Annotated in this window: 12 protein-coding genes; 9 read left to right on the forward strand and 3 right to left on the reverse strand. The window is 40.0% G+C overall.

Going from position 1 to position 13,206, the window contains the following annotated elements:
- Positions 1-207: 207 nt before the first annotated feature.
- Positions 208-1,140: a stage V sporulation protein K gene (spoVK, locus tag B4U37_RS10415; RefSeq protein WP_088018155.1), complete on the forward strand. Its 933-nt coding sequence runs from the start codon at positions 208-210 to the stop codon at positions 1,138-1,140.
- 44 nt (positions 1,141-1,184) lie between these two features.
- On the opposite strand, the gene B4U37_RS10420 is transcribed toward spoVK, so the two are convergent.
- Positions 1,185-2,690 carry a phytoene desaturase family protein gene (locus B4U37_RS10420; RefSeq protein WP_088018156.1) on the reverse strand — a complete coding sequence of 502 codons (1,506 nt, stop codon included), beginning with the start codon at positions 2,688-2,690 and terminating at the stop codon, positions 1,185-1,187.
- Positions 2,691-2,830: 140 nt separating this feature from the next.
- Here B4U37_RS10420 and B4U37_RS10425 point away from each other — a divergent pair, with 140 nt between their 5' ends.
- On the forward strand, positions 2,831-3,904 hold the full coding sequence (locus tag B4U37_RS10425) for a glycosyltransferase family 2 protein (RefSeq protein WP_157663764.1): 1,074 nt from the start codon (positions 2,831-2,833) through the stop codon (positions 3,902-3,904).
- 37 nt (positions 3,905-3,941) lie between these two features.
- Here B4U37_RS10425 and B4U37_RS10430 read toward each other — a convergent pair whose 3' ends face one another.
- Positions 3,942-4,550: a trimeric intracellular cation channel family protein gene (locus B4U37_RS10430; protein ID WP_088018158.1), complete on the reverse strand. Its 609-nt coding sequence runs from the start codon at positions 4,548-4,550 to the stop codon at positions 3,942-3,944.
- A gap of 175 nt (positions 4,551-4,725) precedes the next feature.
- On the opposite strand from B4U37_RS10430, the gene hflX reads away from it, so the two are divergent.
- On the forward strand, positions 4,726-5,994 hold the full coding sequence (hflX, locus tag B4U37_RS10435) for a GTPase HflX (protein ID WP_425329159.1): 1,269 nt from the start codon (positions 4,726-4,728) through the stop codon (positions 5,992-5,994).
- 12 nt (positions 5,995-6,006) lie between these two features.
- Complete coding sequence (locus tag B4U37_RS10440) at positions 6,007-7,275, forward strand: methionine gamma-lyase family protein (RefSeq protein WP_088018159.1); 1,269 nt, start codon at positions 6,007-6,009, stop codon at positions 7,273-7,275.
- A 570-nt stretch (positions 7,276-7,845) separates the two neighbouring features.
- Here the strand turns inward: B4U37_RS10440 and B4U37_RS10445 are convergent.
- A complete protein-coding gene (locus tag B4U37_RS10445) occupies positions 7,846-9,012 on the reverse strand; it encodes an IS256 family transposase (protein ID WP_088016864.1) in 1,167 nt (388 codons plus the stop codon).
- A gap of 578 nt (positions 9,013-9,590) precedes the next feature.
- Between B4U37_RS10445 and B4U37_RS10450 the strand changes: the two genes are divergently transcribed.
- From B4U37_RS10450 to B4U37_RS10470, 5 genes are all read left to right on the forward strand, one after another.
- Positions 9,591-9,995 carry a MerR family transcriptional regulator gene (locus B4U37_RS10450; protein WP_010193446.1) on the forward strand — a complete coding sequence of 135 codons (405 nt, stop codon included), beginning with the start codon at positions 9,591-9,593 and terminating at the stop codon, positions 9,993-9,995.
- Positions 9,996-10,063: 68 nt separating this feature from the next.
- Positions 10,064-11,398: a type I glutamate--ammonia ligase gene (glnA, locus tag B4U37_RS10455; RefSeq protein WP_088018160.1), complete on the forward strand. Its 1,335-nt coding sequence runs from the start codon at positions 10,064-10,066 to the stop codon at positions 11,396-11,398.
- Positions 11,399-11,522: 124 nt separating this feature from the next.
- A complete protein-coding gene (locus B4U37_RS10460; protein ID WP_088018161.1) occupies positions 11,523-11,924 on the forward strand; it encodes a hypothetical protein in 402 nt (133 codons plus the stop codon).
- 21 nt (positions 11,925-11,945) lie between these two features.
- A complete protein-coding gene (locus B4U37_RS10465) occupies positions 11,946-12,179 on the forward strand; it encodes a phage holin (RefSeq protein WP_088018162.1) in 234 nt (77 codons plus the stop codon).
- Between the two features lie 70 nt (positions 12,180-12,249).
- A complete protein-coding gene (locus B4U37_RS10470) occupies positions 12,250-13,188 on the forward strand; it encodes a nucleoside hydrolase (protein WP_088018163.1) in 939 nt (312 codons plus the stop codon).
- Positions 13,189-13,206 lie beyond the last annotated feature (18 nt).

Raw genomic sequence — 13,206 nt, forward strand, 5'->3', positions numbered from 1 at the left:
TTTTATTGCGGAAATAATAGGCTCGAAAAACAGTAATTATTTCTCGGGAAAGCGCATAATATGACAAGTTTGTCAATAGTTTGATGAAAATATATGAAAATTGTAGAAGAGAATCGAAAGAGAGCGGATTTAAGAGGAATATCGTATAGGGAATAGTGTGCTACATCAGGATATGTCGGATTTTGGCGTGGAAATGAGGTGGACATCTTGGATCAACCAATGAAAAATCAGAATGGGAAAATAAATATCGTCTTAAATGGGCAAAAAAAGCCGTTGAGAGTCACCCATGTTCATACATTAGAGGAACCGCTTACTCCTACCAATCATGCAATATTGCAGGAAATAGAGCGGGAAATGGGGGAATTGGTAGGATTAAAGGAAATGAAAAAAGTAGTTAAAGAAATCTATGCTTGGATTTATGTGAATAAAAAGCGGGAAGAATTCGGGTTGAAGACAGAGAGACAAGTGCTTCATATGATGTTCAAAGGAAACCCCGGTACAGGAAAAACGACTGTTGCCAGGTTGATTGGGAAGTTGTTTTGTGACATGAATGTTCTTTCCAAAGGACACCTGATTGAGGCGGAAAGAGCGGACCTTGTCGGGGAATATATTGGTCATACTGCTCAAAAGACGAGAGATCTGGTGAAAAAAGCATTAGGAGGCATATTGTTTGTAGATGAAGCCTATTCCCTTGCAAGAGGTGGGGAAAAGGATTTTGGAAAAGAAGCGATCGATACCCTTGTGAAACACATGGAAGATAAGCAGCATGATTTTATTTTAATACTTGCAGGCTATCAGCGTGAGATGGAAGAGTTTTTGCGGACGAATCCCGGGCTTATTTCCCGTTTTCCAATTATCGTCGATTTTCCCGATTATTCAGTGGAGGAGTTAATGGAGATCTGTCAGCGAATGCTGAAAGAACGTGAATATATTATGAGTAAAGAAGCGGAATGGAAAATGCGTGAGCACCTCAATCAAATGAAAAGTGTATTGTTGCCTTCTGCGTTCAGCAATGGCCGTTATATAAGAAACGTTTTGGAAAAATCAATAAGGACTCAAGCGATGCGACTTTTAATGTATGACAGTTTTCATAAAAATGAATTGATGACGATTGAAGCGAGGGATCTTCTCCTCAATTGATTATACAAATTAAAAATAGCAGCCAGGCGGCTGCTATTTTTGTGTCATCCAATACTTTTATTAACTTGTTCCCAATCTTCGTTAATGGCATCTGCGGTCAGTTGTCCGGAAAGTGTCACCATTGGTACTCCGCCACCTGGGTGAGTAGAGCCACCGGTAAAGTATAGGTTATCAAGTAGCTTACTTCTGCAAGGGATTTTAAATCCGCCATTCTTTTTGCGGTCTGTCACTACTCCATAAATGGAGCCTCCGTTTGCTCCGTAGAGATTCATTAAATCGTTCGGAGTAAAGCAGTATTCGAACTCTATGGATGAAGACAACCCTTCAAGACCCATTCTTTCTAATTTTGAAAGAACTTTTTCGCGGTAGATATCTTTATACTCATCCCATGTTTCTCCCTCTTTTAGTGGTGGGACGTGGGTAAGGACAAATAAGTTTTCCTTTCCTTGTGGTGCTTGGGTTGTATCTGATTTCGATGATACCCCGATATATATGGTAGGATCATGTGCCGGCTTACCTTCGTTGAAGATGGTGTTAAACTCCACTTCAGGATCTTCAGAGAAGAAGAAATTATGATGTGCCAGTTCTTCATATTTTCTGTTCACACCAAGTAAAAGAACAAGCCCGGAAACAGTCGGTGAGAACTTTTCCAAATCCTCTGCGGCCTTTTTGGCCATTGGGATATCTTTTAATAACGTATTATAGGTCGGGATCGCTTCAAGATTTGAAACAACCAGATCTGCAGGGATCTCTTGACCATTCTCTAAGATAATCCCGGTCGCCTTTTTTCCATCCGTTGTAATTTTTCGAACGGAGGTATTTAAGCTGTACGAAACACCCAATTCACCTAAGAGGGTCTGCATCGCTTCGGCGATCTTATACATCCCGCCTTTTACATAATAAATACCAAGTCCAAGTTGAACATGCGTTAATTGAGACAGAACAGCAGGAGCATGATATGGAGAAGAACCAATATACATAATCATGAAATTAAACAGTTGTTGGATATGTTTGTCTTCAAAATATTTCTTTGTAATTTGATCCATGGATTTCATCGGATCCATCCCAATAAGTTCCTTCAGGTTATGCAATGCACGAAGTTCACCTAATCCTGAAAGGCTTTTCTTATAAAAACTCTTCATGCTATACTCATACATTTTGCTGCAATAATTCAAATACTCGAAAAAGCCGTTTGCGTCTTTAGCTGAGAGTTCTCTAATTTGCTCCAGCATTTTAGGGAGGTCGCTGGTTACGTCTATTTTCGTACCGTCTTCAAAGAAGGTTCTCCATTGAGGCTCCACTCTTTCAATGGTAATATAATCATGTAAATTTCTTTTTGCGCTAGCAAACAATTGTTCCAACACCCATGGCATCGTCAGGATAGAGGGACCAGTATCAAAAGTAAACCCTTTGCCTGAACGGATGTTTAACTTACCTCCAAGACGCTCTCCTTTTTCAATTACATGGACATCGTAACCGTCAGCAGATAGCCTTATAGCAGCCGATAATCCACCAAGACCGCCACCAATTACTACTACTTTCTTTCTCATACTTATTCCTCCTTATGAAAACTAATAAGTTTGACTAGACTGTCTAGTAGATAGAAGTAATATAAATGTGTATACAACTTTACATTTTACCCTTTTTTTCTATTTTCAAACAAAAATAGATGTATATGGAGGAGTTAGTAGTGACAGCATTAATATTAATTATGACATTATTACTTGGGAGAGTACTTTTTTTTCATATTCCGAGTTTGGCCATTAAGTCAGAGAAGAATTCTCTTTTGAAAAAGGTTTCGGTAATCATCCCTGCCAGAAATGAAGAAAGGAATCTTCCTGTTTTATTAAAATCACTGCATGGGTATCACGGTAAGGTTAAAGAAATTATTGTGGTAGATGATCACTCAACCGACGATACAGTAAAGGTTGCAAGGACATTCGGCGCCCGTGTTTTGAAATTGGAGGATCTTCCTGCAGGGTGGTTTGGTAAATCCTTTGGATGTTGGAACGGTGCTTTGCGGGCAAACGGAGAAATATTTTTATTTTTAGATGCGGACACAATTATTTCAGAAAATGGATTAGAAAATATGCTTACGGCATACAAGGGAGAGGGAGAAGTACTTTCTGTTCAACCTTATCACAAAATAAAAGAAAAATATGAAAGCTTATCGTCCTTCTTTCATCTCGTGGTGATGGGATCCCTTGGAGCCTTTCATATTTTGCAAAAATGGCTGCCTGTGAAGGGGGCGTTCGGAGCATGTCTGCTGATCCATCGGCAAGACTACTTTAAGTATGGCGGTCATCAAGCTATTCAGGGAGAATTGATGGAGAATATGGCGTTTGGTTTTCAGGTTCAAAAGCATGGAGGGAAAGTTAGGTGCTATAGCGGAATGGGAGCTATTGAAATGAGGATGTACCCAGAAGGTTTTGGTTCACTATGGAATGGCTGGAGCAAAAGCTTTGCAACAGGGGCATCTAGAACAAACATTTGGTATTTGATGTTGGTTTGTATATGGCTTGGAGGTTTGATGACATTTTTAACAAGCTATCAAACCCTTCCATTAGAACTTTATGTTATTGGCTATGTGTTAATTGCTCTGCATATCAAGAGAACACTCGCAATTATCGGAAACTTTGGGTGGGGTACCGCATTATTATTTCCTTTTCATCTACTATTCTTTTTTATCTTGTTTGGCTACTCTTGTGTGCAAACATTTTTCAAAAAGAATGTTACTTGGAAAGGGCGAAAAATTGACCTGTAAATATACAAAAAAACAGGAGGCAGATACACCTCCTGAATTAAGCAGCACTTTGTAAACTTCGGTTAGGTAACCTCCATTTGTACGTGTAAGATAGGACGCGTAAAGAGACAATTCCTACAAAAAGAATATAAAGTTGAACTGGGGAGCTTGCAATTCCAAAGCCGATAATTAAGCCGGCGAGGATTGCCCAAGCTGCATATATTTCCGCTCTTAGTACAAGTGGCCTTCTGCCTGCAAGTAGATCACGGATGATACCGCCGCCGCTCCCGGTTAATACTGCAGCGACCACTACTGCGCTAATTGGGTGATTCATGCCTGTTGCAAACAAAGCCCCTTGGATGGCAAAGGCGGCAAGACCTATCGCATCAAAGAAATTGCCCCACTTTCTCCAGTGCTTTAATAAATTATTTGGAAAAAGGAAGACTGTTGTCATTGCGACCAGCGCAACTTGAAACAGCATTCCTTGCTCCCAAAGCGAGGAGATTGGAACCCCGATGAGGAGGTTTCGAACTGCTCCGCCCCCAAAAGCTGTCACTATTCCTAATATATAAACGCCGAGTATGTCATACTCTTCTTCCATCGCTACAATCGCTCCGCTTATAGCAAATGCGATGGTCCCGATGATGCTGAAAACTTCCCAAGTCATGCTATCACTCCATCAAAATAATACAAGATTCATAAAGCCTTCCTGATTTTATATAGAAAACCAGCCGAATGCAATAGTTTTAGAGGATTTAATAGAGAAAAAACGCATATTTTGATATGATTAAGGAACTTATACAACCATTCCTAACAATATTTTAGAAAAAGGGGTTACGCATTTGAACGAAACGCAAAAGAAAGACATGGAAAGAGTCATTCTAGTTGGCTGTCAGTTGCCAAAAGATGACGATCAAGCATTCTTCTATTCGATGGATGAATTAGCATCCCTGACCAAAACGGCCAACGGAGAAGTTTTAGTTTCCTTAACTCAAAAAAGAGAACGGGTTCACCCTGCTACATACATAGGTAAAGGGAAATTAGAAGAGTTGGTCCAGCTTGAAGAAGAATTAGAACCTGAAATCATTATTTTTAACGGAGAACTGGCACCAAGTCAAAACAGAAACCTCTCTAAAATACTTAATGCCAGAATCATTGATCGCACACAGTTGATCTTAGACATATTTGCTCAGCGTGCCAAATCAAAAGAAGGAAAGCTTCAAGTAGAATTGGCTCAACTTCAGTACCTATTACCCCGCCTTGGCGGAAAAGGTGTGGAACTGTCCCGTCTTGGAGGAGGAATAGGAACAAGAGGACCGGGTGAAACGAAATTAGAATCCGATCGCAGACATATTAATAGAAGAATTGTGGATATCAAAACCCAGCTAACTTCGATTGTCAGTCATCGAGAAAGATATCGTGAGCGCAGAAAAAGAAATCAAGCATTTCAACTTTCGTTGGTCGGATATACCAATGCGGGTAAATCAACCATTTTCAATCGTCTGACGGAAGCTGGTACGTTTGAGGAGAACCTATTATTCGCAACTCTCGATCCAACAACAAGAAAGGTCATGATGCCATCTGGATTTAATGCCCTTCTGACTGACACTGTAGGATTTATCCAAGACCTGCCGACCTCGCTTGTAGCAGCATTCCGTTCTACACTTGAAGAAGTGACGGAAGCTGACCTGATTTTACATGTGGTCGATAGCTCCAGTCCCGATCACGTCAACCATGAAAAAACGGTAGACAAACTGCTGAAGGAACTTGGAGTGGAAGGTGTTCCTGTATTAACAATTTATAATAAGAAGGATCAGACCACTGAAGGGTTCACACCTGCTTATAATCAAGAAATTTTGCATATTAGTGCTTTAGACCCTATGGACATCACCTTATTGATCAATAAGATAGAATCGCTCATCAAAGTTCAGATGGAGCCCTATCATATTGTTGTGCCGTCTTCGGAAGGGAAAATGATTGCACAATTAAAACAAGAGACTGTCCTTTCAACTATGGAATTTACCGAAGAGACAGAAAGCTATGAATTACAAGGGTATTATTTTGATAACTCAAAATTGGCTTCTGTCATTCAGCAAAGAATGAAGAAATAGAGGAGATTTAGAATGTTCCATTTATTACAACACGGGGAAGTCATTGAACCGATCGTACGTAAAATAGAAGAAAAGCTTCAAGAAAGTTTTCAACAAGTGGATGCAGGTGTAGAAACCAATCAATTCAGAGTTTTAAAAAGCTTTCAGGAGAATCGTGTAAGTGATTCTCATTTCATTCCATCCACTGGATATGGATATGATGACATTGGACGAGATACGCTTGAGAAAATCTATGCGGAAGTATTTGGTGGGGAAGCGGGACTGGTGCGACCACAAATCATCTCGGGCACACATGCCATCTCGATTGCACTGTTTGGGGTGTTGCGGCCTGGAGATGAACTGCTTTATATCACTGGAAAGCCATATGATACGTTAGAAGAAATTGTAGGAATTCGCGGAAGTGGCGTGGGCTCTTTGAAAGAATATAATATTGGCTATAAAACCATTGATCTAAAGAATAATCGTGGAATTGACTGGGAAGCGGTGAGCAATGCAATAACGCCTTCCACCAAAATGATTGGCATACAACGTTCAAAGGGGTATGCTACAAGACCTTCTTTTACAATAGAAGAAATTAAAGAAATGATCCGTTTTGTTAAGGAAATCAAACCAGACGTGGTGGTGTTTGTGGACAACTGTTACGGGGAATTCGTGGAGCTTGAAGAACCATGCCACATTGGGGCAGATTTAATGGCAGGCTCTCTAATTAAGAATCCTGGTGGAGGTATTGCTAAAACAGGCGGATATATTGTAGGAAAAAAAGAGTTGGTGGAAGCTTGTTCTTACAGGATGACTTCCCCTGGGATTGGCGCGGAGGCTGGTGCGAGTCTATACAGTCTGCAAGAAATGTATCAAGGTTTCTTCCTTGCTCCCCATGTAGTCGGCCAAGCGTTGAAAGGCGCTATGTTCACTGCTGCGTTTTTAGAAGAGCTTGGGATGAATACCTCCCCAAGCTGGGATGCACACCGTACGGATTTGATACAATCTGTGCAATTTGATGATAAAGAAAAAATGATTGCCTTTTGCCAGGCAATTCAATATGCATCACCTGTCAATTCTCATGTTACGCCATATGCCAACTATATGCCTGGGTATGAAGATGACGTCATTATGGCTGCAGGCACGTTTATTCAAGGTGCAAGTATTGAGCTTACGGCAGATGGTCCGATCAGAGCACCGTATGTTGCATATGTCCAGGGAGGCTTGACCTATGCGCATGTGAAGATTGCTGTGTGCAGTGCGGTGGATCATTTGATTAGTAAGGGGTTATTGGATAGTTGATTTTTTATGAGCCTAGGGTTACCCCTGGGCTTTTTTGTTTGGATGGAAATATATTACTGGTGTTTATAGGGTTAAGACCTTAGTGAGGCGGAAAACGGTCTGGAGAAGTCTTCATGAAGTCGATGAAGACGTGAATGGGGCAGAAAAGGGTCAGGAGAAGTCTTCATGAAGTCGGTGAAGACGTGAGTGAGGCGGAAAAGGAACAGGAGAAGTCTTCATGAGGTCGATGAAGACCCGAGTGAGGCAAAAAAGGGTGAAGAGAAGTCTTCATGAGGTCGATGAAGACGTGAGTGAGGCGGAAAAGGAACAGGAGAAGTCTTCAAGAAGTCGATGAAGAGTCAAGTCCATATTAATGTGTAAAAATAGTTACAATGAGATCTAATGCTAAATGTGTTATGGGGTTATGTTTTCAGGTCTTGTTCTTCTTAAAGGTTTAGGGTGTATTCTTTACCCCCTAGGGGGTAAAATTTTCCCTTTTTATGGCCCAGTCACTGTAAGCGCTTTTTTATTAACAAACATTAATGTGACAGTTCACATAATTCCGTTTAGGGAATTAAAAAACTATTTTACTTAGATATGGTGTATATACTTTGACTTACTCCATTCTTCCTCCATTTTCATCAGTACAGATCCAATTATACGTATTGCAGATTGATCGTTCGGGAAAATTTGAATTACCCTTTCTCTTCTCCTTATTTCCCTATTTACTCTTTCTAGCATATTGGTTGTACGTAAGTGTTTGTGAAGCTCAGCTTTTTGAGAATGAAACTGCATTGCATCTTCAAAGCCAGCATCCAACGTTTCAATTACCTTAGTAAACCCTTTTACTTCGTAATACTTCTCAATAAAGTCGCGCTTCAGTTCTCGGCTCAATTTAATGTTGGATGTTCTAAAGATTTCCTTGAGTTCTGTTTTTGCTTCTGAAGAGTTTTTCTTAGGAAAGGAGTCCATTATATTCCTAAGAAAATGAACACAACACCTTTGCCAAGAGGTTCCTAAAAAGGATTCTTTTATAGCAGCCACTAACCCTGCATGTGCATCAGAAATCACCATCTTAGGTGATTGTATCCCTCTTGATTTTAGGTGATCAAAGAAATTAGACCAACTTTCTTCTGATTCCCCATGGGTAACCCTTAACCCAATAATCTCTCTATGTCCTTCTTCGTTTACACCGCAAGCTATAAGTACTCCTTTTGAAACAACCCTATCGTTCTCACGAACTTTAATATACATGGCATCAACATATATGTATGGATAATAAAGGGTGTTTAGTGGGCGGTTTCTCCACTCATTAACTATTGGATCCAATGATTTAGTGAGGTTAGATACTAGTGATTTAGATACACCTTTTCCACACAGTTCTTCTACAATCTTGGTAACTTTACGAGTTGAGACTCCATTTACAACCATCTCAATCATAGAAAGAATTAGAGCTTGTTCGCATCGCTCATACTTTTGGAATACAGAAGTTGAAAATTCACCATCACGAGTTCGGGGAACCTTTAATGTGAGTGAGCCAGTGCCGGTAATTAATTCTCGTTCATAGTAGCCATTCCGATATCCTCTGCGGTCATCCGTTCTCTCGTGAGAGAGAGCATTAATATATTCGTCCCTTTCTTTCTCCATAAGCGAATTCAATACAAGGGCTAAAGATGCTTTTACCGGGGATCCTAAAGAGCTTTTTTCTACCTCGGCTTTAAGTTGTTCCAAATTTATAGTAATATTAATGTTGGTCATTATCATTGCCTCCGTGTGTGATTGTTTTTCGTCGAACACATTGTAACACGGACATTGATAATGGCCTTTCTTTTTACACAATTATATAGACTTAATCCGATGAAGACGTGAGTGAGGCAGAAAAGGAACAGGAGAAGTCTTCATGAGGTCGATGAAGACCCGAGTGGGGCAGAAAAGGGTGAAGAGAAGTCTTCATAAGGTCGATGAAGACCTGAGTGAGGCGGAAAAGGGTCCGGAGAAGTCTTCATACAGCCAATGAAGACCTGAGGCAAGTCGGAAAACGGTCATGAGAGGTCTTCATGAAATGTATCACGTTTTCCCATGAGAAAAAATCAATTACACAGTGCTTCCTAACTATAGTTTTTAAAAAGTTTATCAATATGTTTTCAAATGACTGTAAGTGGTATTAGATAAAGGGGACCAATATCCCTATTACATAGAACTACTTTCCTCATCCCACGCAATTATTCTTAGAAAATAAAAATGATGTTAGAAAACCTAACATGTTCTTGACAGATTATCTAACATCGCATAAACTAAGAGTAACTTCATAGGAAATGATGAAAGGAGGATTTGTAGTGAGTGACAATATTAGACGTTCGATGCCATTATTTCCAATAGGAATTGTCATGCAACTAACGGAATTGTCAGCTCGACAAATCCGATATTATGAAGAAAATGAGCTGGTATTTCCTGCTCGTTCAGAAGGCAATCGCCGACTTTTTTCCTTCAATGATGTAGACACTCTATTAGAGATTAAAAACCTCATTGAACAAAAAGTGAACATTGCTGGCATCAAACAGTTGATGACAGTCAAGCAACAGCTTAACGAGGTTCCTTCAGAAGAGGTAACGAAAGAAGCTGTTAAGCCTGAATTGTCGGATGACCAATTACGCAAATTATTGCGTGCTGAAATGATGCAAGCTGGAAGATATAATCGAACGAGTCTTCGTCAAGGAGACATGTCCCGATTTTTCCATTAATTTTTTGAGTTTTTTGGTAAGTTTTTATTAAAACTATAAGAGTAAAAAATTTGAGGAGGAACTTTATTATGGCTAAGTACACACACGAGGACATCAAACGTATCGTCCAGGAGGAAAATGTAAAATACATCCGTCTACAATTCACGGATATCCTTGGGACAATCAAAAATGTGGAAATCCCTGTAAGTCAGTTAGAAAAAGCTTTGGATAACAAAATGATGTTTGACGGATCTTCTATCGAAGGATTCGTACGTATCGAAGAATCGGATATGAACTTATACCCTGATCTTGACACATTTGTAGTTTTCCCTTGGACTTCTGAAAAAGGTAAAGTTGCACGCTTCATCTGTGATATCTACAACCCAGATGGAACGCCATTCGATGGAGACCCTCGTGCAAACTTAAAGCGTATGTTAAAGGAAATGGAAGACCTAGGATTTTCCGATTTCAACCTTGGACCAGAGCCAGAGTTCTTCCTATTTAAATTAGATGAAAAAGGCGAACCTACTTTAGAATTAAATGATAAAGGTGGATATTTCGACCTTGCTCCAACGGACCTTGGTGAAAACTGCCGCCGTGATATCGTTCTTGAGCTTGAAGAAATGGGCTTTGAAATTGAAGCTTCCCACCATGAAGTAGCTCCAGGACAACATGAAATTGATTTCAAATATGCAAGCGCAATTCAAGCTTGTGATGACATTCAAACTTTCAAGCTTGTTGTAAAAACAATCGCTCGTAAACACGGTTTGCATGCAACATTCATGCCAAAACCATTGTTCGGAGTGAACGGTTCTGGTATGCACTGCAACCTTTCCTTATTCAAAGACGGCGAAAATGCGTTCTATGATGCTAACGGTGACTTAGAATTAAGCGATAATGCAAGACACTTTATCGCAGGTATCATCAAGCACGCGACAGCTTTCACTGCAGTAACTAACCCTACTGTAAACTCTTATAAGCGTCTAGTACCTGGATACGAAGCACCTTGTTATGTTGCATGGTCTGCTCGTAACCGTAGCCCATTAATTCGTATTCCGGCTTCTCGTGGTATTTCCACTCGTGTAGAAGTTCGTAGTGTAGACCCGGCAGCAAATCCATACCTTGCTATGGCTGTATTATTAAAAGCTGGACTTGACGGCATTAAAAACAAATTGGAAGCTCCAAAGCCAATTGACCGCAACATCTATGTGATGAACAAAGAAGAGCGTGTCGCTGCTGGTATCGCAGACCTTCCGGCAACACTTTATGCTGCACTTGAAGAATTAAAATCAAATGAAGTTATCCAATCTGCTTTAGGTGAGCATTTACTTGAGCACTTCATCGAAGCAAAAGAAATCGAGTGGGATATGTTCCGTACACAGGTTCACCCATGGGAGAGAGATCAATATTTAACTCAATACTAAGATAATCAAAAACCTTCGCACATAACGTGCGGAGGTTTTTTTGTGGAATTGAGATTTTTGTCCTGTCATATTATCCACTTCAAACAAATAAGCTTTACTAGTAAGTGTACAAGGGAGTGGCTATATGGCAAAGGTGAATCATCCAACTATAACTGCTGAAATGATTGAAAAGTATTATGAGTGCAATAAGGAAAAGAAAGAAATAGAAAAACAGATGGAAGAACTAAAAGAACGATTTCATCTATATTTTGACAAAAGCTTTGGAGAAGATGAAAAAGCAGAAGTTGTGATGGGAGGATACAAGCTGCAAAGACAGGTTAGGAAATCGGAGAAATATTCCGATGAAACTGTTCAAAAACTTGAGGATTTGAGAATGACAGAACTGATAAAGACGGTTAAAAAGCCGGATGATGCTAAAATCAAAGCCGCTATCCAACTTAATTTGATCCAAGAAAAGGACTTGGAAGGTTGTTTAGTAACCAGTTCATCATTAGCGATTTCCGTAAAACCGCTTACACCGAAATAATATAAGAGGGGGGATGGAGAGGTGTCAGAGCAAAAACAGATTAGACCGATTTCTAAAGGTGCATGGTTCCGAATCGTGTTTCTTGCATTTGCTCTTGTTAATCAGCTACTCGTAGTTTATGGAAAATCGCCGTTACCTTTTACAGAAGCTCAGTTGGAGCAACTATTCAGTTTAGTTTGGACTGCCGTGGCGGCGCTCGTTGCTTGGTGGAAGGATAATGATTGGTCAGAGAAAGCTAGAAGCAGAATTAAGTAGAGGGTGTGCTAGGCCGAGGTGATACCACCTTGGTTTTTTGTTATTTAGATAGCGTGGGTGGTGAAGAAAAATGAAAGTACTGCTTTTCGCAGACCCTGGAATTGATGACTCTTTAGCAATTATCTATGCATTGCTTCATCCTGAACTTGAGCTGATGGGAATAGTTACAGGATATGGGAATGTTTCTGTATATGATGCAACACGAAATGCCTCCTTCCTTTTAGCGCTTGCAGGAAGATCAGATATTCCCGTAATTAGGGGATCTTCTCAGCCTCTAAGTGGTATTCCTACAACCTTTTATCCAGAAATACATGGACCACAAGGGTTGGGTCCGATAATTCCGCCGGAGGATTTTCAGGCTGATGTCAGCTCGTTTGAAACTATGTTTGAGGTTATCGAGAATAATATAGAAGAACTTGTAATTGTTGATGTGGGTAGACAAACATCCCTTGCTTTTGCATTTAATCTCAGACCTGAACTAATGGACCAGGTTAAAGAGGTATATCTAATGGGTGGAGCATTTATGGTTCCTGGTAACGTAACAGATGTTGCGGAAGCCAACTTTTGGGGAGACCCGATTGCTACTTCTGTAATCTTGAATAAAGCGAAAAAAGTATATATAACCCCACTAAATGTAACAAACAGGGCCATAATTACCAGGGATATTGCGACATTCATTTTCACTCAAACTAGCAGTCCGTACAAATATCTAATCCCAGCTGTCACCAATTATTATGCTACATTTTACGACCAGGTGATGCCTGGTATAGATGGTTCACCAGTGCATGATGTATTCACTCTTTATTATCTATTGAATAAGGATAAAACATATACAATTCAAAGAGATGTAAGGGTTGCAGTTGTTGATGTAAACAGAGGGCAAAGTATAGCGGACTTAAGGATGGTTTACAAAAAGCCTGAACGGAAGCATTATATAGCGATGGATTTTGATTATAACGATTTTATTGATGACTTTACAAGGGTGAATTTGAGAGACGCAAGCCAATAAAGAATTAAAAATACTGGG

Source organism: Sutcliffiella horikoshii (genome assembly GCF_002157855.1).
In the GTDB taxonomy this organism is placed as follows: Bacteria; Bacillota; Bacilli; order Bacillales; family Bacillaceae_I; genus Sutcliffiella_A; species Sutcliffiella_A horikoshii_C.